The 18,996-nt window shown below is 70.7% G+C and carries 21 protein-coding genes; 13 read left to right on the forward strand and 8 right to left on the reverse strand.

The features are described from left to right. Window positions 1-68 precede the first annotated feature (68 nt). Window positions 69-767, reverse strand: coding sequence for a PH domain-containing protein (locus ACQHII_RS18550; protein ID WP_427920344.1), 699 nt, complete (start codon window positions 765-767; stop codon window positions 69-71). A 166-nt stretch (window positions 768-933) separates the two neighbouring features. Between ACQHII_RS18550 and deoC the strand changes: the two genes are divergently transcribed. From deoC to ACQHII_RS18565, 3 genes are read left to right on the forward strand one after another with little or no spacing between them, the layout of a single operon-like run. Further along, on the forward strand, window positions 934-1,890 hold the full coding sequence (deoC, locus tag ACQHII_RS18555; RefSeq protein WP_427925347.1) for a deoxyribose-phosphate aldolase: 957 nt from the start codon (window positions 934-936) through the stop codon (window positions 1,888-1,890). Window positions 1,891-1,895: 5 nt separating this feature from the next. Next, on the forward strand, window positions 1,896-3,344 hold the full coding sequence (locus ACQHII_RS18560) for an aldehyde dehydrogenase family protein (RefSeq protein ID WP_427920345.1): 1,449 nt from the start codon (window positions 1,896-1,898) through the stop codon (window positions 3,342-3,344). Beyond that, window positions 3,337-4,254 (forward strand): aldehyde dehydrogenase family protein, encoded by a 918-nt coding sequence (locus ACQHII_RS18565; RefSeq protein ID WP_427920346.1) that lies wholly within the window; start codon window positions 3,337-3,339, stop codon window positions 4,252-4,254. Before ACQHII_RS18560 ends, ACQHII_RS18565 begins: the two co-directional genes overlap by 8 nt. Window positions 4,255-4,387: 133 nt before the next feature. Here ACQHII_RS18565 and ACQHII_RS18570 read toward each other — a convergent pair whose 3' ends face one another. Next, the gene (locus ACQHII_RS18570) at window positions 4,388-4,795 is read right to left on the reverse strand and encodes a hypothetical protein (RefSeq protein WP_427920347.1); all 408 of its coding nucleotides are present in this window, start codon (window positions 4,793-4,795) and stop codon (window positions 4,388-4,390) included. A 127-nt stretch (window positions 4,796-4,922) separates the two neighbouring features. Between ACQHII_RS18570 and ACQHII_RS18575 the strand changes: the two genes are divergently transcribed. Further along, window positions 4,923-5,570, forward strand: a complete 648-nt coding sequence (locus ACQHII_RS18575) for a uridine kinase family protein (RefSeq protein WP_427920348.1) — start codon at window positions 4,923-4,925, stop codon at window positions 5,568-5,570. Between the two features lie 184 nt (window positions 5,571-5,754). On the opposite strand, the gene ACQHII_RS18580 is transcribed toward ACQHII_RS18575, so the two are convergent. Continuing rightward, window positions 5,755-6,492 carry a SigE family RNA polymerase sigma factor gene (locus tag ACQHII_RS18580; RefSeq protein WP_019066937.1) on the reverse strand — a complete coding sequence of 246 codons (738 nt, stop codon included), beginning with the start codon at window positions 6,490-6,492 and terminating at the stop codon, window positions 5,755-5,757. A gap of 254 nt (window positions 6,493-6,746) precedes the next feature. On the opposite strand from ACQHII_RS18580, the gene afsQ1 reads away from it, so the two are divergent. From afsQ1 to ACQHII_RS18595, 3 genes are read left to right on the forward strand one after another with little or no spacing between them, the layout of a single operon-like run. Further along, window positions 6,747-7,424 (forward strand): two-component system response regulator AfsQ1, encoded by a 678-nt coding sequence (gene afsQ1 / locus ACQHII_RS18585; RefSeq protein WP_427920349.1) that lies wholly within the window; start codon window positions 6,747-6,749, stop codon window positions 7,422-7,424. Next, window positions 7,421-8,998, forward strand: coding sequence for an ATP-binding protein (locus tag ACQHII_RS18590; protein ID WP_427920350.1), 1,578 nt, complete (start codon window positions 7,421-7,423; stop codon window positions 8,996-8,998). Before afsQ1 ends, ACQHII_RS18590 begins: the two co-directional genes overlap by 4 nt. Then, window positions 8,995-9,597, forward strand: coding sequence for a hypothetical protein (locus ACQHII_RS18595; protein ID WP_427920351.1), 603 nt, complete (start codon window positions 8,995-8,997; stop codon window positions 9,595-9,597). Before ACQHII_RS18590 ends, ACQHII_RS18595 begins: the two co-directional genes overlap by 4 nt. Window positions 9,598-9,631: 34 nt before the next feature. Here the strand turns inward: ACQHII_RS18595 and ACQHII_RS18600 are convergent, their stop codons facing one another. Further along, on the reverse strand, window positions 9,632-10,054 hold the full coding sequence (locus ACQHII_RS18600; RefSeq protein WP_427920352.1) for a hypothetical protein: 423 nt from the start codon (window positions 10,052-10,054) through the stop codon (window positions 9,632-9,634). A 136-nt stretch (window positions 10,055-10,190) separates the two neighbouring features. On the opposite strand from ACQHII_RS18600, the gene ACQHII_RS18605 reads away from it, so the two are divergent. Both ACQHII_RS18605 and ACQHII_RS18610 read left to right on the forward strand, forming a co-directional pair. Then, complete coding sequence (locus tag ACQHII_RS18605) at window positions 10,191-10,742, forward strand: VanZ family protein (RefSeq protein ID WP_427920353.1); 552 nt, start codon at window positions 10,191-10,193, stop codon at window positions 10,740-10,742. A gap of 246 nt (window positions 10,743-10,988) precedes the next feature. Continuing rightward, on the forward strand, window positions 10,989-11,192 hold the full coding sequence (locus tag ACQHII_RS18610; protein WP_026178268.1) for a PspC domain-containing protein: 204 nt from the start codon (window positions 10,989-10,991) through the stop codon (window positions 11,190-11,192). A 144-nt stretch (window positions 11,193-11,336) separates the two neighbouring features. Here the strand turns inward: ACQHII_RS18610 and ACQHII_RS18615 are convergent, their stop codons facing one another. After that, window positions 11,337-11,696 (reverse strand): hypothetical protein, encoded by a 360-nt coding sequence (locus ACQHII_RS18615; protein ID WP_019066929.1) that lies wholly within the window; start codon window positions 11,694-11,696, stop codon window positions 11,337-11,339. Between the two features lie 140 nt (window positions 11,697-11,836). Next, the gene (locus ACQHII_RS18620; protein WP_019066928.1) at window positions 11,837-12,994 is read right to left on the reverse strand and encodes an adenosine deaminase; all 1,158 of its coding nucleotides are present in this window, start codon (window positions 12,992-12,994) and stop codon (window positions 11,837-11,839) included. 113 nt (window positions 12,995-13,107) lie between these two features. Between ACQHII_RS18620 and ACQHII_RS18625 the strand changes: the two genes are divergently transcribed. Then, window positions 13,108-13,869, forward strand: coding sequence for a prolyl oligopeptidase family serine peptidase (locus ACQHII_RS18625; RefSeq protein WP_427920354.1), 762 nt, complete (start codon window positions 13,108-13,110; stop codon window positions 13,867-13,869). A 377-nt stretch (window positions 13,870-14,246) separates the two neighbouring features. After that, a complete protein-coding gene (locus ACQHII_RS18630; protein ID WP_427920355.1) occupies window positions 14,247-15,257 on the forward strand; it encodes a zinc-binding dehydrogenase in 1,011 nt (336 codons plus the stop codon). Between the two features lies 1 nt (window position 15,258). Here the strand turns inward: ACQHII_RS18630 and ACQHII_RS18635 are convergent, their stop codons facing one another. Beyond that, entirely contained in the window at window positions 15,259-16,215 is a 957-nt protein-coding gene (locus tag ACQHII_RS18635; protein WP_427920356.1) for a LysR substrate-binding domain-containing protein, read from the reverse strand. 63 nt (window positions 16,216-16,278) lie between these two features. On the opposite strand from ACQHII_RS18635, the gene ACQHII_RS18640 reads away from it, so the two are divergent. Continuing rightward, a complete protein-coding gene (locus ACQHII_RS18640; protein ID WP_427920357.1) occupies window positions 16,279-17,553 on the forward strand; it encodes an MFS transporter in 1,275 nt (424 codons plus the stop codon). A gap of 135 nt (window positions 17,554-17,688) precedes the next feature. Continuing rightward, window positions 17,689-18,705, forward strand: coding sequence for a sigma-70 family RNA polymerase sigma factor (locus tag ACQHII_RS18645; RefSeq protein ID WP_427920358.1), 1,017 nt, complete (start codon window positions 17,689-17,691; stop codon window positions 18,703-18,705). Here the strand turns inward: ACQHII_RS18645 and ACQHII_RS18650 are convergent. Next, complete coding sequence (locus ACQHII_RS18650; RefSeq protein ID WP_427920359.1) at window positions 18,589-18,939, reverse strand: STAS domain-containing protein; 351 nt, start codon at window positions 18,937-18,939, stop codon at window positions 18,589-18,591. The two genes, ACQHII_RS18645 and ACQHII_RS18650, sit on opposite strands and share 117 nt — an antisense overlap. Window positions 18,940-18,996 lie beyond the last annotated feature (57 nt).

The raw sequence follows: 18,996 nt of genomic DNA on the forward strand, positions 1-18,996 counted from the left end.
GACCGCCGCCGCGGCCGAGTTCGGGTCGAATGATGACCCGGAAAGCTGTGAGAGTGAGGGCGGTCCGGTCAGCCCGTCGCCAACAGGATCGCCAGCACCACGGCACCCGCGAGCGCCGGGGCGATCACCTCGTACGCCCAGCGCACCGTGACCTCGCCCTGTGCCGACTCCGCCTGCTCCCGGTTCTCCAGCAGCTCGTTCAGGTCGCTCATGATCTGGTCGGACTCCGCCCGCGTGGACTCACCGGCCGCGGCACCGCCGCCCAGGCCCCCGCCGAAGCCCCCGAACCCGCCGAATCCGCCGCCGAAGCCCCCGGCCCGGCCGCCCCGGCCCGCCTGGCCGGCCGCCTCCGCCCTGGACCGCGCCTCGCGGCGCGCCGCCCGCTTGCGGCTGCGCAGCGAGACCGGGATCGCCCACAGCTGGAACTTGGTGCCGGCCTTGGTGAGAACCTCGTTCGAGAGCCCGGACCGCAGCGCGGCCACCTCGCCCCACGGCACCACGACCAGCCGGAACGGGTTGCGCACGCGCAGCCGGTCGTCGTTGGCGTACACGGCCGGGCGGAACGTGAAGGCGACCACCAGCGGCACGACGAGGATCAGCCCCGCGAGCGCGAGCCACGGCGTGCGGCCGTTTCCCCGCACGAGCGCGTCGATGCCGAGCCACAGTCCGATGGCGAGCAGCAGTACGCCGCCTGCGATGCCCATGGACGACCTGTAGATGCGGTCGGGGGGCTGCGAGGTGGGGGGCTCGTGGTGCGGGGTCGTCATGGTGCCGATTGTGCCTCAGCCGTTCGCCCATTCGCCGTTGGGGACCTGTTCGTTTGCGAGTGCGGGGACGTCGTGGCTTGTCGGGCAGTTCCGCGCGCCCCTTCAGGGCGCTCATCCGCACGGGGTGTACAGCCGCTACGCGCGTAGATATGCTCGTCTGGTGACCATGCCCACCACTGCACCCACAGCACACTCTCTCGGTGACGTCACCGCGTCCGACAGCACGCTGCGCCGTTTCCTCCACGGGCTGCCCGGCGTCGACGCGGTCGGCCTGGAGGCGCGTGCCGCCTCGCTCGGGACCCGTTCCATCAAGACCACCGCGAAGGCGTACGCCATCGACCTCGCCATCTCGATGGTCGACCTGACGACCCTGGAAGGCGCGGACACCCCCGGCAAGGTCCGGGCGCTCGGCGCCAAGGCGGTCCGCCCCGACCCGACCGACCGGACGAGCCCCTCGACCGCCGCCGTCTGCGTCTACCCCGACATGGTGGCCGTCGCCAAGGAGGCCGTCGCCGGTTCCTCCGTGAAGGTCGCCTCCGTCGCCACCGCCTTCCCGGCCGGCCGTGCCGCGCTCTCCGTGAAGCTGGCCGACGTGCGCGACGCGGTCGCCGCCGGCGCCGACGAGATCGACATGGTCATCGACCGCGGGGCCTTCCTCGCGGGCAACTACATGAAGGTCTACGACGAGATCGTCGCCGTGAAGGAGGCGTCCGGGGCGGCCCGTCTCAAGGTCATCTTCGAGACCGGCGAGCTGTCGACGTACGACAACATCCGGCGCGCGAGCTGGCTCGGCATGCTGGCCGGCGCGGACTTCATCAAGACGTCGACGGGCAAGGTCGCCGTCAACGCGACGCCCGCGAACACCCTGTTGATGCTGGAGGCGGTGCGCGACTTCCGCGCCCAGACCGGCATCCAGGTCGGGGTGAAGCCCGCGGGCGGTATCCGTACCTCCAAGGACGCGGTCAAGTTCCTGGTCATCGTCAACGAGACGGCGGGCGAGGACTGGCTGGACAACCACTGGTTCCGCTTCGGCGCGTCCTCGCTCCTGAACGACCTGCTGATGCAGCGTCAGAAGCTGGCCACCGGCCGCTACTCCGGCCCCGACTACGTGACGGTGGACTGATCCACATGGCATCCACATCTGCATCCGCTTTCGAGTACGCACCGGCGCCCGAGTCCCGCTCCGTCGTCGACATCGCCCCCTCCTACGGCCTGTTCATCGACGGCGAGTTCACCGAGGCGGCCGAGGGCAAGGTCTTCAAGACCGTGTCCCCGTCCACCGAAGAGGTGCTGTCCGAGATCGCCCAGGCGGGCGAGGCGGACGTCGACCGCGCGGTGAAGGCCGCCCGCAAGGCCTTCGAGAAGTGGTCGGCACTGCCCGGCTCCGAGCGCGCCAAGTACCTGTTCCGTATCGCCCGGATCATCCAGGAGCGCAGCCGTGAACTGGCCGTCCTGGAGACCCTGGACAACGGCAAGCCCATCAAGGAGACGAGGGACGCCGACCTCCCCCTCGTAGCCGCGCACTTCTTCTACTACGCGGGCTGGGCCGACAAGCTGGACCACGCAGGTTTCGGCGCGAACCCCCAGCCCCTCGGTGTCGCGGGCCAGGTCATCCCCTGGAACTTCCCCCTCCTGATGCTGGCGTGGAAGATCGCCCCGGCGCTGGCGACCGGCAACACGGTGGTGCTGAAGCCCGCGGAGACGACTCCTCTCTCCGCGCTCTTCTTCGCGGACATCTGCCGCCAGGCCGGCCTCCCCAAGGGTGTCGTCAACATCCTTCCGGGATACGGCGATTCGGGCGCCGCGCTCGTCGCGCACCCGGACGTGAACAAGGTCGCGTTCACCGGTTCTACGGCCGTCGGCAAGGCGATCGCGCGCCAGGTGGCCGGCACGGCCAAGAAGGTCACGCTCGAACTCGGCGGCAAGGGCGCGAACATCGTCTTCGACGACGCCCCCGTCGACCAGGCGGTGGAGGGGATCGTCACCGGCATCTTCTTCAACCAGGGCCAGGTCTGCTGCGCGGGCAGCCGGCTGCTCGTACAGGAGTCGATCCAGGACGAGTTGATGGACTCGCTCAAGCGCAGGCTCTCCACGCTCCGCCTCGGCGACCCGCTCGACAAGAACACGGACATCGGCGCGATCAACTCCGCCGAGCAGCTCTCCCGGATCACCACGCTCGTCGAACAGGGCGAGGCGGAGGGCGCCGAACGCTGGTCCCCGGCCTGTGAACTCCCGTCCTCCGGCTACTGGTTCGCCCCGACGCTCTTCACGAACGTCACCCAGGCGCACACCATCGCCCGCGACGAGATCTTCGGCCCGGTGCTGTCCGTACTGACGTTCCGCACTCCCGAGGAGGCGGTCGCGAAGGCCAACAACAGCCAGTACGGCCTCTCCGCCGGCATCTGGACCGAGAAGGGCTCCCGCATCCTCGCCGTCGCGAGCAAGCTGCGCGCGGGTGTCATCTGGTCCAACACGTTCAACAAGTTCGACCCGACCTCGCCGTTCGGCGGCTACAAGGAGTCGGGCTTCGGCCGCGAGGGCGGTCGCCACGGCCTGGAGGCGTACCTCGATGTCTGAGAAGTCCGAGCAGAACCGTCTGAGCGTCTTCAAGACCTACAAGCTGTACGTCGGCGGGAAGTTCCCGCGTTCCGAGAGCGGCCGGGTGTACGAGGTGACCGACGCAAAGGGCAAGTGGCTGGCCAACGCCCCCCAGGGGAGCCGCAAGGACGCCCGTGACGCGGTCGTGTCCGCCCGCAAGGCGTTCGGCGGCTGGTCCGGCGCGACGGCGTACAACCGGGGCCAGATCCTCTACCGCATCGCCGAGATGCTGGAGGGCCGCAAGGACCAGTTCGTGCGCGAAGTCGCGGACGCGGAGGGCCTGTCGCCCTCAAAGAAATCAGATACAGCGAAGGCGTCCGCGGTCGTGGACGCGGCGATCGACCGCTGGGTCTGGTACGCGGGCTGGACCGACAAGATCGCCCAGGTGATCGGCGGCGCGAACCCGGTCGCGGGCCCCTTCTTCAACCTCTCCTCCCCCGAGCCGACGGGTGTCGTCACCGTCCTGGCCCCCCAGGAGTCGTCGTTCCTCGGGCTGATCTCGGTCGTGGCCCCGGTGATCGCGACCGGCAACACGGCCGTCGTCGTCGCGAGCGAGAGGTCCCCGCTCCCCGCACTGTCGCTGGGCGAGGTCCTGGCCACCTCCGACCTCCCCGGCGGAGTCGTCAACATCCTCTCCGGGAAAACGGCGGAGATCGCGGCCCCCCTGGCCGCCCACCAGGACGTCAACGCGATCGACCTGGCGGGCGCGGACGACGTACTGGCGAAGGAGCTGGAGATCGCGGCGGCCGACAACCTCAAGCGAGTTCTTCGTCCACAGCCTGTGGATTACAACGAGACTCCGGGCATCGACCGCCTGACAGCCTTCCTGGAGACGAAGACGGTCTGGCATCCGACGGGTTCATTGGGAGCAAGCGGCTCCTCGTACTAGGAGGCAGGCCGAAGGCCACGCCTCAGGGGCGCGGGGCGGTATTGGATCTGCGGCTCCGCCGCGTGGGCGCGACCAGCCACAACGAACGCGCACCCGGCAACGAGACCGCAGCTCCCCGCCCCTCCCCCGCAACTCAACCCCCAAGAACTCCCAGCGCCTGCCCCACCACCGGAATCCTGCTGATCGACTCCGCCTCGGCAACAGGCGCGGTCAACATCTGCGAAGCAACCGGCTGGAAGTCGGCGAGCTGGGTGGCAACGCCGTTGTCGAGGGGGTCAACTCCCGTCCCCGCGAGCGGATTCGGCTTGAGCCCAGCGATCGGGCCGGTGACGTAGCCGACGGTGCCGGCAACGGCGCCGAGCCCCGCCGCAGGGTCGATCTTGCCCAGCGAGGTGGGCCGCGTCCGCATCACGTCGACGACCGGCGCGTTGTCCGCGGCGGCGGCCGTCGCCGCGCCCGCGCCCAGGGCGACTCCGGCGGTCGCGAGGGCGACCAGGGCGCGCTGGGCGGTCGGGTGCTGGGAGGACGTGTGTCGTGCCATTGCTGGTGCCACCTTCTGGTGCGCAGGGTAATCAGGTCAGCACGAAGGGTAGTTGACGTGTGATGCGCGTTCCAATGGCGACCCGCGGGGTCGGCAGGACGTACGGAATACGTCAAACTGGTGTCCCGTGAGCATCCTTTCCCCGTCACCGGCCCGTGTCGTGCTGCTGTGCGGCCCCTCGGGTTCCGGCAAGTCCCTTGTCTCGGCCCGCTCCGGTCTTCCCGTGCTGCGGCTCGACGACTTCTACAAGGAGGGCGACGACCCGACGCTGCCACTGGTGGCGGGGAGTTCGGACATCGACTGGGACCACCCCGACTCCTGGGACGCGGAGGTCGCGGTCACCGCGATCGTCGAGCTGTGCCGCACGGGTCGTACGGATGTGCCGGTCTACGACATCTCGCTCAGCGCCCGCACGGGCACGGAGGCGGTCGACGTCGGCCGGACCCCGCTCTTCATAGCGGAGGGAATCTTCGCCGCCGAGGTCATCACCCGCTGCCGGGAGCTGGGTGTCCTCGCGGACGCCCTGTGCCTGAGCCGGGGTCCGGTGCGCACCTTCCGGCGCCGCTTCCTGCGGGATCTGCGGGAGGGCCGTAAGTCCGTGCCGTTCCTGTTGCGGCGCGGCTGGCGGCTGATGCGGCTGGAGCGGTCGATCGTGGCGCGGCAGACGACGCTCGGCGCGTACGCGTGCGACAAGGACGAGGCGCTGGGCAGGCTGGCCGCGGCGGCGGTGGGCCGGCGTCCGGCACACACGGCTCCGGCGCCCTCCCCCTCGTAGACAAGCCTTTGCGGACAAAAAAAAGCGGGACTGGACGGACCCCCCGGCCCTCCAGTCCCGCTCTTCCTTTTCCCCCGTGGTACTTCCCCCGTGATTCCCCCCCCAGGACCCCGTCGGCGCCCCCCCAGCGCCGATCCCCCGTGGTCCCCTTGGTGCTCCCCCGTTCCCCGTTTCCCCCCGACCCTCAGGCGACGAGCTCCCCGAAGGCGTCCTCCTCGTCACGGCCGAAGCTGAGGACCTCGTCCTCGCGCATGCGGCGGAGCGACCGCCAGATGCTGGACTTCACCGTGCCGACACTGATGTCGAGGATCTCCGCGATCTCCGGGTCCGTGCGGCCCTCGTAGTAACGGAGGACCAGCATGGTGCGCTGGAGTTCGGGCAGCCGGGCCAGCGCCTGCCACAGGACCGCGCGCAGTTCGGTGCCGCGCATCGCGTCCGTGTCGCCGGGCGTCTCCGGCAGTTCCTCGGTCGGGTACTCGTTCAGCTTGCGGCGGCGCCACGCGCTGATGTGCAGGTTCGTCATGGTGCGGCGGAGGTAGCCCCCGACCGCGGCCTTGTCGCTGATCCGGTCCCACGCCTTGTACGTCGAGAACAGCGCGCTCTGGAGCAGGTCCTCGGCCTCGAAGCGGTCGCCGGTCAGGTGGTAGGCGGTCGCGTACAGGGAGGCGCGGCGCTCCTGGACGTAGGCGGTGAACTCCGCCTCCGACAGCGAACGACGCTCCCCCGTGTCCTCCCTGTACCCGCTTCCCCCGTGCGCTTCCCCCGTGTGCGCGTCAACCACCGTCATGTAACCGGTGTGCTGACGCCCGGCACCGCGAACGCACCCCCGCCCGCTCACGGCACCGGACTTCTCGGAACCCCGGGTGACGTCGTGCAGACGCGTGATGACTGCGTTGTTGCTGGTGCTGTGCAGCGTGCTCATCTCGCGCCCCCCGTAGTGGACTTGCCCGGTGTTCGGATCTTCCGGCTCGGTTCCTCGTGGTTCCTTGCCTGTGACGAAAATCCTGCCGGGGTCACTTCATGGACGTGTCCGCCGACTGTCACAGACCTGTCACAGGGGTCCCCCTCTGCGGCTGCCCTCAGAAAACGGACAGTCCGGTCACAGAAAGGAGCGCTACGGGCGCGTACCCGTGCAGGTGTCGAAACACCGCCCCCGCATGGGCCAGAATGAGCCCCGTGCCTTCCCTGTTGCTGATCGAGGACGACGACGCCATCCGGACGGCCCTGGAGCTCTCGCTGACGCGCCAGGGACACCGGGTAGCCACCGCTGCCAGCGGCGAGGACGGTCTGAAGCTGCTGCGTGAGCAGCGGCCGGACCTGATCGTGCTGGATGTGATGCTGCCCGGCATCGACGGTTTCGAGGTGTGCCGGCGCATCCGGCGCACCGACCAGCTGCCGATCATTCTGCTCACCGCGCGCAGCGACGACATCGACATCGTCGTCGGGCTGGAGTCCGGTGCCGACGACTATGTGGTCAAGCCGATCCAGGGGCGCGTCCTTGACGCCCGGATCCGGGCCGTGCTGCGGCGCGGGGAGCGTGAGTCGTCCGACGCGGCGAGCTTCGGCTCGCTCGTCATCGACCGCGCGGCCATGACCGTGACGAAGAACGGCGAGGACCTCCAACTCACGCCCACCGAGCTGCGGTTGCTGCTCGAACTGAGCCGTCGGCCCGGACAGGCCCTGTCCCGGCAGCAGTTGCTGCGCCTGGTGTGGGAGCACGACTACCTCGGTGACTCGCGGCTGGTGGACGCGTGTGTCCAGCGGCTGCGCGCCAAGGTCGAGGACGTGCCCTCGTCCCCGACACTGATCCGTACCGTGCGCGGCGTCGGTTACCGCCTGGACTCGCCTCAGTGACCGACGCACCAGGGGGGATCCGCGGCTGGCGCCCGGGTCGTAAGGGAGTTCTGTGGCGGCTGCGGTTCACCAGCCTGCGCCTGCGGCTGGTGGTCGTCTTCGGCCTGGTCGCGCTGACCGCCGCCGTGTCCGCGTCCGGCATCGCCTACTGGCTCAACCGCGAGGCCGTCCTCACCCGCGCCCAGGACGCGGTACTGCGCGACTTCCGCCAGGAGATGCAGAACCACGCCGGAGCCCTGCCGCTGCACCCCACGCAGGACGAACTCATGCGCACGGCAGGCCAGATGGCCAACAGCAGCCAGCGCTTCAGCGTCCTGCTGGTCGCCGAGGACACGAACAAAAAGACGGTCTACGGCAACTCCGGCGGCCTGAACGGGTTTTCGCTGGAGGACGTGCCCAAGTCGCTGCGCACGGCGGTGAACAAGCAGCAGTCGGTGACCGACGGCAACAAGGAGCCGTACCACCTGTACTGGCAGCGGGTCACCGAGCACGGCACGCCGTTCCTGGTGGCCGGCACGCGGATGATCGGCGGCGGCCCGACCGGCTACATGCTCAAGTCGCTTGAGCCGGAGGCGAAGGATCTCAACTCCCTCGCCTGGTCGCTCGGTATCGCCACCGGGCTCGCGCTGATCGGTTCCGCGCTGCTCGCGCAGGCCGCCGCGACGACCGTCCTCAAGCCCGTGCACCGCCTCGGCATCGCGGCGCGCAGGCTCGGCGAGGGCAAGCTCGACACCCGCTTGCGTGTGTCCGGTACGGACGAACTCGCCGAACTGTCACGGACGTTCAACCAGACCGCCGAGGCGCTGGAGAAACGGGTCGCCGACATGGCCGCCCGCGACGACGCCTCGCGCCGTTTCGTGGCCGACATGTCCCACGAACTGCGCACCCCCCTGACCGCGATCACGGCCGTGGTGGAGGTCCTGGAGGAGGAACTCGACGCCGAGACCGGCAGCGTGGACCCGATGATCGAGCCCGCCGTACGGCTCGTCGTCAGCGAGACCAAGCGGCTCGGCGACCTCGTCGAGAACCTGATGGAGGTCACCCGCTTCGACGCGGGCACCGCCCGGCTGGTCCTCGACGACGTCGACATCGCCGACCAGATCACGGCGTGCATCGACGCCCGCGCCTGGCTGGACGCCGTGGACCTCGACGCCGAGCGCGGCATCCACTCCCGGCTCGACCCGCGCCGCCTCGACGTCATCCTCGCCAACCTCATCGGCAACGCCCTCAAGCACGGCGGCTCGCCGGTCCGGGTGTCGGTCCGCCTGGAGGACGACGACCTCGTCATCGCGGTCCGCGACCACGGCCCCGGCATCCCCGAGGACGTCCTCCCGCACGTCTTCGACCGCTTCTACAAGGCGAGCGCCTCCCGCCCCCGCTCCGAGGGCAGCGGCCTCGGCCTCTCCATCGCCCTGGAGAACGCCCACATCCACGGCGGCGACATCACCGCCGCCAACTCCCCCGACGGCGGCGCGGTGTTCACCCTGCGGCTGCCGAGGGACGCGTCCGTACTCACGGAGGAGACCGACAAGGGCGAGGGCGAAGGGGACAGTTCGAAGGGGGACGCCTCATGAAGGCACGCGGATTGCTGACTCTCCCCCTCCTCGCACTGCTGCTCGCCGGGTGCGGGATCCGGGCCACGGAGGTGCCGACCGACTTCGGGCCCGCGCCCTCGATGGTGCCCTGCACGCTGACCGAGCCGGACGTGTCGACGCAGGCCGCGCGCGGGGTGCCCGTGCAGGTGTTCCTGCTGTGCGGGTCGTCGCTGGTGACCGTCGACCGGACCGTGCAGGTGCCGGACGGCACCGCGGACGTGCAGCGGCGCGTGATCGTGGCGCAGGGGCTGCTGGACCAGCTCGCGCAGTCGCCGTCGCCGGGCGAGAAGGACGCCCGGTACACGACCGACGTGCGGGGCGGCATGACGGTCAGCGGGCCGCGCGCCAAGGACCCCAAGGACGCGTTGCGGCTGAGCAATTCACCGGCCGACCTGACGTCGTACGCGCTCGCCCAGATCGTCTGCACCTTCTCCGACTCCGCCGCGGCCGAGGGCGACGGCTCCGTCATCCTCGGCGGTCCCGACGACACCCCACTGCGCCGCTACGAATGCACGGACGACGTCCGCTCCGCACCCGGCACGAAGGCTCCGCCGTCCAGCGAGGTGACGGGGGGCTGAGCCGACGGGGCGCGCCGGTGTCGACAGTGGCAGCTCACGCGGCCGGCCGGCGGAACTCCCTGACGGTGAGAGCTCCCGCGCCGACCGTCCCGAGGAGCGGCACCACGGGGAGCAGGATCGAGATGCTCCGGGAGACGAAGTCGGTGTCCACCGCGTCGTAGCTTCCCCAGGGGGTGCGTGCGGCCCTTATGGTCTCGCCCTCGTGGCCTTTGTACGAGAGCTTCGCGGTGCGCGCGTTCGTAGCGTTCCGCGTGGTGTGCACCGGGCCGCTGCACACCGTGTAGGTGCCGCCCTTCGCGCCCTCCTTCTGGTGGCACTCCGCGAGCCGGACCTCCACGGCGTTCCCCATCAGGTTCAGCTTCGCGATGCCGGTGAGTACGCACCATGTCGTCGCTGCCGCGCACAGCAGTGTGAGCGCCGCATAGCCGACGACCGCGCGTACCCGCCCCTTTGGCATGGGTCCATCATGCCGCCTCCTCCGTAAAGCGCCCCGGAGGTGAACGAGCCGGAAAAGCGGGGTGTGGCGGAAGCCTCAGCCCGGTGCTTGGGCCCTACCCGGAACCGATCGTGCCGGAGGGGGCGTCTAGTGGGGCGTGCAGCGTCAAGGCTCCATCGGCGGCAGTGCCGCGATTCGCGTCCGTGTGACAGGAGGTGTCCTCCTCGTCGCACATCTCGTGCTCGTCGCCTGGGTCACGCTGCGCCCGCGGGACGTCCCCTGGGTGATGCCGCCGAACCTGCACCCGCTGGCCAGCATCCGGGCCGATCTCGCGCTGGGCTGGCCGGAGGCGGCGAAGCGGATCGGTGAGGGCCTCGCGCTGCTGGCCCCGCTCGGCGTCCTGCTCCCGATGGTGAGCGGCCGGCTGCATGTCTCGCCGCTCGCGTCCCTGATCCGTACGGTCGCCGCCGGCGCCCTGATCTCGCTCGGCATCGAACTGCTCCAGACCGGCGTGCCGGGCCAGGTCGTGGACGTCGACTCGCTGCTCATGAACACGGTGGGCGTGGCCCTCGCGCACGTCGCCGTCGTCCCCGCCGCCCGCGCCTGGCTCCGCCGCAGGGGCGAGAGCCCCTTCCCCGCGCCCCTCCTCCAGGAGGAAGCGACTCAGGGACGGACCCCGACGATTCCCAGGGTCGGCATCGCACCGTAGAGCGACGCCGGGCAACCTCCGCCTCCGTACCGTTGAAGGCAGATGGGCAGCCCGCCCACCTCAACGAACGCCCAGGGCCCACCGAGGGCCAGTGTCCCCACGCGTCGGCCGGGAGCGAGCCGCAGGGGGCGCGCCGGTGTCGAGAGTGCGATCGCGCGGAGGCGCGCGGCGTCGAGCACGATCGCGCTCTCGACACCGGCCGAGGCGCCCCCGAAGGCGAACGACCCAAAAGAAGGAGTGCCCATCATGACCGCCATTGCCCGCCCCACCCAAGGCCGCATGATCGGCGGAGTGTGCGCAGCGCTGGCGCGGCGCTTCGGTACCTCCGCGACCACGATGCGGGTGATCTTCCTGCTCTCGTGTCTGCTGCCCGGGCCGCAGTTCCTGCTCTACATCGCGCTGTGGATCCTGTTCCCGTCCGAGGACAAGGTGCGCACCGAGGCCTGGTGACAGCCCACACCGGCCCGGCGCACGTACGCCGATGGGGCGCACCCCTCGTCCAGGGGGCGCCCCATCGGCGCGTTCGGGGGCGGGCTCAGCCCAACGGACCTCGCCCAGCAGGCGTCAGCCCAACGGACCTCGGCCCGGCGGGCCTCAGCCCAGCGGAACGCCGTTCAGCGGCAGGCCGTGCGTGGGCAGGCCCGTCTGGGACAGCGGGAGGCCGCCCAGCAGTCCGGCGACGGGCGCGGTCGGGCCGTCGGAGAGGACCTTCTCGGCGGCCGGCTGCACGGCGGAGAGACCGCCCGCGAGCGCGGGCTGCGCCTGGCTCAGCGCCTCGCCGGCACCCGGCAGCGCCTTGGTGACGTTCTCCGCGGGCAGCGTGTGGGTCACGGCGCCCAGCACCTGGGTGGTGTCCGGGACCGCCGGAGCCGCGCTCGCGGCACCCGCGCCTACGGCGGCGAAGGCAGCACCGAGGGCGGCGACACCGAGGGTCTTGGCAGCAGACTGCTTCATGGTGAATGCGTCCTTGAATGGGATGACGGGGATGTGAGCGGTCCAAGACCGTAAACACGCGAAGGCGCCCGCCGCAAACATCGAAATGCGGACGGATTGTGAATGCCCGCCCGCATCCCCCGTGTCCCGTTCGACCTCTGTCAGCCCTCTTCGGGTACAGAACCGCTGGTGGAAGCCGTCTGACGGAACAGCCATTCGGATTTGAGTTCGGCATATCCGGGCTTGATCACGTCATTGATCATGGCCAGTCGTTCATCGAAAGGAATGAATGCTGACTTCATAGCATTGACGGAGAACCATTGCATGTCGTCGAGCGAATAACCGAACGCCTCGACAAGGTGCTCGAATTCGCTGCTCATGCTGGTGTGGGACATCAGCCGGTTGTCGGTGTTGACGGTGGCCCGGAAGTGGAGCCGGCGCAGCAGCCCGATGGGGTGCTCGGCGTAGGAGTCGGCGGCGCCGGTCTGGAGGTTGGAGCTGGGGCACAGTTCCAGCGGGATGCGCTTGTCCCGGACGTAGGAGGCGAGCCGGCCGAGCTTGACCGTGCCGTCGTCCTGGACCTGGATGTCGTCGATGATGCGCACGCCGTGTCCGAGCCGGTCGGCGCCGCACCACTGGAGCGCCTGCCAGATGGACGGCAGTCCGAAGGCCTCGCCGGCATGGATGGTGAAGTGGTTGTTCTCGCGCTTGAGGTACTCGAAGGCGTCGAGGTGCCGGGTGGGCGGGAACCCGGCCTCGGCGCCCGCGATGTCGAAGCCGACGACGCCCAGGTCGCGGTAGCGGTTGGCGAGTTCGGCGATCTCCAGGGCGCGGGCGGCATGCCGCATGGCGGTGAGCAGCGCCCCCACGCGGATCCGCCGCCCGCCCTCCCGCGCCAGCGACTCCCCTTGCCTGAAGCCCTCGTTGACGGCCTCGACGACCTCTTCGAGGCTGAGCCCGCCGTCGAGGTGCTGCTCGGGCGCGTACCGCACCTCGGCGTATACGACGCCGTCCTCGGCGAGGTCCTCCGCGCACTCGCGGGCGACCCGGATCAGCGCGTCCCGGGTCTGCATCACGGCGACGGTGTGCGAGAAGGTCTCCAAGTACCGTTCCAGCGAACCGGAGTCGGCGGCCTCGGCGAACCACACGCCGAGTTTGTCCGGGTCGGTCTCGGGGAGTCCGGTGTACCCGGCGTCCCGCGCGAGTTCGACGATCGTCCCCGGGCGGAGGCCGCCGTCGAGGTGGTCGTGCAGCAGAACCTTCGGCGCCCGGCGGATCTGGTCCGGCGTCGGGGTGTTCGGGGTGCTCTGGCTCGTCATTTCCGCACTCTAACTCCTACGCGCGTAGATCACCCGTTGTACGAATCCGTCGATACGTAACGGTGACCGCGCGGAAGGATGGCGTACACGCTCACTTCTGACACTGTTCTGTCATGGCACAGCAAGCGACGCCGGTTCGGACGGCCCGGCTGGGGAGAGCGCTCGGTCCAGAACCGACCTCGGTGAGCGGCGTGGTCCTGCTGCTCCCCGGCGGCGAGGAGGTCTCCGCCCGCAGGCCGTCCCCCCTGATGGCGACAGCCTCGGTACGAACGCTGGGGCGCCGACTGTCCCGGGCAGGCGCGGTGGAGGGTCTGGCCGCGCATGTCGTCCACTACCGCTGCCGCGGCTGGAACGGCAGCGAGGCGTATCTCGCGCACGACGCCAGCTGGGCGGTGGACGAGGTCGTACGACGCTACGGAGACGTGCCCGTCTGCCTCGCCGGCATCGACATGGGCGGCCGGGCCGCGCTGCGCTCCGCCGGACACGAGGCGGTCAACTCCGTTGTCGCGCTGGCCCCTTGGCTCCCCGAGCAGGACGTGGCCGCACCACCCGAACCGGTGAAGCAGCTGGTGGGCCGCCGCGTCCTGATCGTCCACGGCACGAACGACGAACGCACCGACCCCGAACTCTCCTTCCGCCTGGCGGCCCGCGCCAAGAAGGCGAACCGGGACGTCTGCCGTTTCGAAGTCCACTCCGACGGCCACGCGTTGCACCAACACCGCCAGGAAGTACACGCCCTGACCGAGGACTTCGTCCTCGGCGCCCTGTTCGGCCGGGCGTTCGCCCGCCCCGTGGAGGACGCGTTGCAGGCACCACCGCCGCTGGGACTGAGGATGCCGCTCGCGGCGGGCTTCGGGCGCTCGTTGCGGAAGTGAGCGGGCGCGGTCGCCGACAAGCCGGCTTCCGGGGCGAGTCGGGCATGCGATGACGACGGGCTCGGGCATTCCCTGCGCAGGTGAACCGGGCGCGAGCACGCGCCACGACTGCCGACCGGCCGGGCCCAGGGCCGGCCAGAACAGACGCCCGCGCCGCCATCGCGTGGCACCCCGGCCAACTGGCCGGTGTCCCGGGCCAGTCGAGAATGCACCGGCGGCAGACTTCGAACGCTCCCTGCTCAAGTACCCCGGAGGCGCCCGCCCGGCGCGGCGGCCAACCGGCCGGTCCCCGGGCCGAGTCGGGAATGAAGCCCCCGCCGCCCGACGTTGACGCCCGCCGACCGACTCTCCTCCCCGTCCGGGAAGAAGGCAGGCCCATGACGACGTCCTCTTCGAGCAGCATGCGTGCCGTACGGCTCTCCGGCCCCGGCCCCGTGGAGAACCTGCGGCTGACCACCCTCCCCCTCCCGCCCGAGCGGGACGGCTGGGTGCGGATCCGGGTCGAGGCCTTCGGGCTCAACCGGTCGGAGTTGAAGCTGCGGCTGGGGGTGAGCGAGGGGGTCGGTTTTCCGCGGGTGCCGGGGATCGAGGCCGTCGGTACGGTCGACGCGGCGCCGGTCGGCAGCGGGCTCGTGCGGGGGCGGAAGGTCGTCGCGATGATGGGGGACATGGGGCGTACGTACGACGGCGGCTATGCCGAGTACACATCGGTGCCGCTGACTCAAGTGATCCCCGTCGAGACCGAGTTGCCCTGGGAGGTACTGGGCGCCCTGCCGGAGATGGTGCAGACCGCCTACGGTTCGCTCACCGTCGGTCTTGATCTGCGGCCCGGCCAGACCGTGCTGATCCGCGGGGGCACCTCCTCGGTGGGGCTGGCCGCCGCCGCGCTCGCCCGCCGGCGCGGAGCCACGGTGCTGTCCACCACCCGGCGCCCCGACCGGCTCACCCTGCTCAAGGAACGCGGTGTCGATCATCCGCTGCTCGATGTCGGCGAAGTCGCCCTCGCCGTACGCGAGTTGTACCCGGACGGCGTCGACGCCGCGCTCGACCTGGTCGGCACGCCCACCCTCCCCGACACGCTGCGCGCGGTACGCGTGCACGGCACGGCCTGTTTCGGCGGCAGCCTCTCCAACCAGTGGACCGTCCGCGACTTCTCCCCGAACGAGTACCTGCCCAGGGGCGTACGTCTCGCGGGCTATTTCGGCGACGCCTCCGATCTCCCCCCGGCGGTCTTCCAGGAGATCCTCGACGCGGTCACCACCGGCCAACTGGCCTTCCCCGTCGACCGTGTGTACGACGGGCTGGAGCAAGTAGCCCAGGCCCACGACGACATGGAGCACAACCGCGCCACCGGCAAGCTGGTCGTGCGGGTGCGGCACCACAACTGAGCTACTCGGGCAGCAGGTTGCCCCTCCTCGACAGCAGGAACTTCTTGAAGGCGGCCACCGGGGGCGTGTCCGGGCGGCCGTCCAGCCAGGCCACGCCGATCTCCCGTACCGCCTTCGGGGCCGTGACCGTCAGTTCCGCGACTCCCGGGCGGGGTACGGCCGGTGGAGGGAGCAGGGCCACTCCGAGACCCGCCGCCACCAGGCCCCGTAGCGTCTCCGCCTCCTCCCCCTCGAAGGCGATCCTCGGGCGGAAGCCGGCCTCCGCGCAGACCGCGTCGGTGATGCTCCGGAGGCCGTAGCCCGGCTCCAGGGTCACGAAGGTCTCCTCGGCCGCCTCCGCGAGGCGGATCCGCTTGCGGGAGGCCAGGCGGTGGTCGGCCGGGACGACGAGGCGGAGCTTCTGGACGTCGAGGCGGTGGGCCACGACGTCGGGGGCGTCGAGGGTCGGGGCGGTCAGCAGGCACAGGTCCAGTTCGCCCGCGCGCAGCCGTTCCAGCATGGCCTCGCCGTAGTTCTGGACGAGGCTGAAGCGGACGCGGGGGTGGTCGGCGCGGAAGGCGCGGATGAGTTCGGGGACGGTCTCCGAGCCGAGGGTGTGGAGGAAGCCGAAGGCGACCTTGCCGGTGGTGGGGTCGGCGTCGGCGCGGACCTCGTCGGCGGCCTTGCCGATCTCGGCGAGGGCGCGTTCGACGGAGGTGAGGAAGGTGCGGCCGGCGGGGGTGAGCGAGACCGTGCGGCCCCGGCGGGCGAACAGGTCGACGCCCAGGTCCTGTTCGAGGCGGACCATGGCCCGCGACAGGGTGGACTGCGGGACCTGCATCTCCTGCGCGGCCCGCGTGACGTGCTCGGTGCGGGCGACCCCGGCGAAGTACGCGAGCCGTGGCGCGAGCAGCGCGACGATGTCTTCTGTGTCACCGGACGGTGACAGGCGAGGCTGTGAGCTGTACTGATGCACCATGGGAACGATTATGGCGTTTCCGTGCATTGGACGGATGAAGGGGAGCGTACGTAGCTTCGAAGCATGTCTCCCGCCGATACCGGGGCGTCCACCGTCGTGGCCGCCTCCACCACCTCCCCTACGACTTCCTCCGACTCACGGCTGACGCCGGGTGGTCCCGGTTATCGCCGGATGAGCTTCGCGCTCTTCCTCGCGGGGGTGGCGACCTTCGCGCTGCTCTACTCCACGCAGGCCCTGCTGCCGCTGATCTCCGGCGAGTTCGGGGTGGCGGCGAGCGCGGCGAGCTGGACGGTGGCCGCGGCGACCGGCGGACTCGCGCTGTTCGTGCTGCCGATGAGCGCCCTGTCGGAGCGCTTCGGACGTCGTACGGTCATGACCGCGTCGCTGGTGGTCGCGGTGAGCATCGGGGTCCTGGTGCCGTTCGCGCCCTCGCTGGGCGCGCTGGTGGTGCTGCGGTTCCTCCAGGGTGCCGCGCTGGCCGGGCTGCCCGCGTCGGCGACGGCGTATCTCGCGGAGGAGGTCCGGCCGAAGGCGCTGGTCACGGCGATCGGCCTGTTCGTGGCGGGCAACAGCGTCGGCGGGATGAGCGGCCGGGTCATCACCGGCTGGGTCGCGCAGGAGTGGGGCTGGCGGGTCGCCGTAGGGGTGATCGGTCTGATCGCGGTCGGCTGCGCGGTCGCCTTCCGCCTCCTGCTCCCCGCCCCGCGGCACTTCACGCCGGGCTCGCTGCGCCCGCGCGTCCTGGCCCGCACGGTCCGCGCCCACCTCGCGAACCCGCTGCTGTGCCGGCTGTACGCGATCGGCGCCCTGTTCATGACGGTCTTCGGCGGCGTCTACACGGTGATCGGCTACCGCCTCACCGAGGCCCCCTTCTCCCTCCCCCAGGGCATCGTCGGCTCGATCTTCCTGGTGTACCTGGTCGGTACGGTGTCGGCGTCCACGGCGGGGCGGCTCGTCGGCCGTCTCGGACGCCGGGGTGCCCTCTACCTCGCGGGCGGTACGACGGCCACCGGCCTCTTGGTCTCCCTCGCCGACTCGCTGCCCCTGGTGCTGCTCGGCCTGGTGCTGATCACGGCGGGCTTCTTCGCGGGGCACGCGGTCGCGTCCTCGGCGGTCAGCAAGACGGCGACCACCGGCCGCGCCCAGGCCTCCGCCCTCTACCAGTCCGCGTACTACATCGGCTCCAGCACCGGCAGTACGGTCGGCGCGCTGGCGTTCCACGCGGGCGGCTGGGCGGGCACGGTCGGCGTGGGCGTGCTCGCGGTGCTCGGTGTCGTGACGATCACGGTGCTGGGGTCGCGGGCGGCGCGGGTCGAGCGGGGACTCGCCGCCGCCTGAGCGGTCACATCCGCCCGGCCCTGTAGTGAAACCTTCCTGACCTGCGCGTTCAGCCACTCCGGGGGCCATTGTCAGTGGGCTGCGCTACGTTTCGGGGTATCGGAAGAACGGCCACAGGGGTGGGTGGGCGAGACCATGAGCGACGGCACCGCGACGACGACAGACCTCGACATCAGGCTGGAGAAACACCGCGTCGAGCTGACCGGGTACTGCTACCGCATGCTCGGCTCCTCCTTCGAGGCCGAGGACGCGGTGCAGGACACGATGGTCCGCGCCTGGCGGAGCTACGACAAGTTCGAGGGTCGCTCCAGCCTGCGGTCCTGGCTGTACCGGATCGCGACGAACGTCTGCCTGGACATGCTGTCCGCGGGCAACAAGCGGGCGCGGCCCGTCGACCTCAGCGACTCCACCCCGCTCGCCCAGGCCGCGCTGTCGCCGCGCCCCGACAACACCTGGCTGGAGCCGATGCCCGACGCGCGCGTGCTGCCCACGGTCGCCGACCCGGCGGAGGCCGCCGTCGCCAAGGAGTCGGTGCGGCTCGCGTTCATGGCCGCCCTTCAGCAACTGCCGCCGAAACAAAGGGCGGTGCTGATCCTGCGCGAGGTGCTGGCCTGGCGGGCAGGCGAGGTCGCCGAGCTGCTCGGCACCTCGGTCGCGTCGGTCAACAGCGCGTTGCAGCGGGCCCGCGCCACTCTCGCCGAGCGGGACGAGAAGGCGGCCGACGCGGCCGTCTCCGATCCGCTCGACGACGAGCAGAAGAAGCTCCTTGAGCGGTATGTCGCGGCCTTCGAGGGCTACGACATGGCGGCCCTGACGGCGCTGCTGCACGAGGACGCCATCATGACGATGCCGCCGTTCGACCTGTGGCTGACCGGCCACGACGACATCACGGGCTTCATGACGACGATCGGCGCCGCCTGCGAGGGCTCCCGCCTGATCCCGGTGGAGGTGAACGGCCTGCCGGGCTTCGCCCAGTACAAGCCGGACCCGGAGGCGGGCGGCTTCAGCCCCTGGTCGGTGCAGGTCCTGGAGATCTCAGACGGCAGGCTCACCGGGTTCCACTTCTTCCTGGACACCCAGCGCTGGTTCCCGCTGTTCGACCTGCCCCTCCATCTCGAAGCGGAGCCCGACCAGATCGAGGAGGGCGCGTAGTCCGGGGCTGGGCCCGCGCAGCCTGATCCGGCCACCGGCCCGCCGCGCGGTCAGCTCCAGACGGGCCAGGAGATCGACGGTCCCGAGCCCCGGCGGCCCGGGCCCCACGGTCTCGACCCCGACGAGGACGACCCCGGCGCCGGTCGCCTCCAGCAGCCGCCGCACCTCGTCGCAGAGCCGCACCACCTCGTCACGGGTGACGGGGCGGTTCGGCACGAGTACAGCGGGTGTCATGGCGTCCACGACCGGTAGACCGGGTGGGCGGTCGTAACTCATCGGGAGCGACCGCCT

Source organism: Streptomyces sp. cg40, from assembly GCF_050320165.1.
Classification (GTDB): domain Bacteria; phylum Actinomycetota; class Actinomycetes; order Streptomycetales; family Streptomycetaceae; genus Streptomyces; species Streptomyces hokutonensis.

Excerpts from the sequence above, each read along its gene's own strand:
- ACQHII_RS18595 (WP_427920351.1), top strand. The coding sequence starts at position 8,995 with ATGAAGGCACGCGGATTGCTGACTCTCCCCCTCCTCGCACTGCTGCTC.
- ACQHII_RS18560 (WP_427920345.1), top strand. The coding sequence starts at position 1,896 with ATGGCATCCACATCTGCATCCGCTTTCGAGTACGCACCGGCGCCCGAG.
- ACQHII_RS18550 (WP_427920344.1), bottom strand. The coding sequence starts at position 767 with ATGACGACCCCGCACCACGAGCCCCCCACCTCGCAGCCCCCCGACCGC.
- ACQHII_RS18570 (WP_427920347.1), bottom strand. The coding sequence starts at position 4,795 with ATGGCACGACACACGTCCTCCCAGCACCCGACCGCCCAGCGCGCCCTG.
- ACQHII_RS18615 (WP_019066929.1), bottom strand. The coding sequence starts at position 11,696 with ATGAAGCAGTCTGCTGCCAAGACCCTCGGTGTCGCCGCCCTCGGTGCT.
- ACQHII_RS18610 (WP_026178268.1), top strand. The coding sequence starts at position 10,989 with ATGACCGCCATTGCCCGCCCCACCCAAGGCCGCATGATCGGCGGAGTG.
- ACQHII_RS18635 (WP_427920356.1), bottom strand. The coding sequence starts at position 16,215 with ATGGTGCATCAGTACAGCTCACAGCCTCGCCTGTCACCGTCCGGTGAC.
- ACQHII_RS18580 (WP_019066937.1), bottom strand. The coding sequence starts at position 6,492 with ATGAGCACGCTGCACAGCACCAGCAACAACGCAGTCATCACGCGTCTG.
- deoC (WP_427925347.1), top strand. The coding sequence starts at position 934 with ATGCCCACCACTGCACCCACAGCACACTCTCTCGGTGACGTCACCGCG.
- ACQHII_RS18620 (WP_019066928.1), bottom strand. The coding sequence starts at position 12,994 with ATGACGAGCCAGAGCACCCCGAACACCCCGACGCCGGACCAGATCCGC.
- ACQHII_RS18650 (WP_427920359.1), bottom strand. The coding sequence starts at position 18,939 with ATGACACCCGCTGTACTCGTGCCGAACCGCCCCGTCACCCGTGACGAG.
- ACQHII_RS18640 (WP_427920357.1), top strand. The coding sequence starts at position 16,279 with ATGTCTCCCGCCGATACCGGGGCGTCCACCGTCGTGGCCGCCTCCACC.
- ACQHII_RS18630 (WP_427920355.1), top strand. The coding sequence starts at position 14,247 with ATGACGACGTCCTCTTCGAGCAGCATGCGTGCCGTACGGCTCTCCGGC.
- ACQHII_RS18625 (WP_427920354.1), top strand. The coding sequence starts at position 13,108 with ATGGCACAGCAAGCGACGCCGGTTCGGACGGCCCGGCTGGGGAGAGCG.
- ACQHII_RS18645 (WP_427920358.1), top strand. The coding sequence starts at position 17,689 with ATGAGCGACGGCACCGCGACGACGACAGACCTCGACATCAGGCTGGAG.
- ACQHII_RS18600 (WP_427920352.1), bottom strand. The coding sequence starts at position 10,054 with ATGCCAAAGGGGCGGGTACGCGCGGTCGTCGGCTATGCGGCGCTCACA.
- ACQHII_RS18565 (WP_427920346.1), top strand. The coding sequence starts at position 3,337 with ATGTCTGAGAAGTCCGAGCAGAACCGTCTGAGCGTCTTCAAGACCTAC.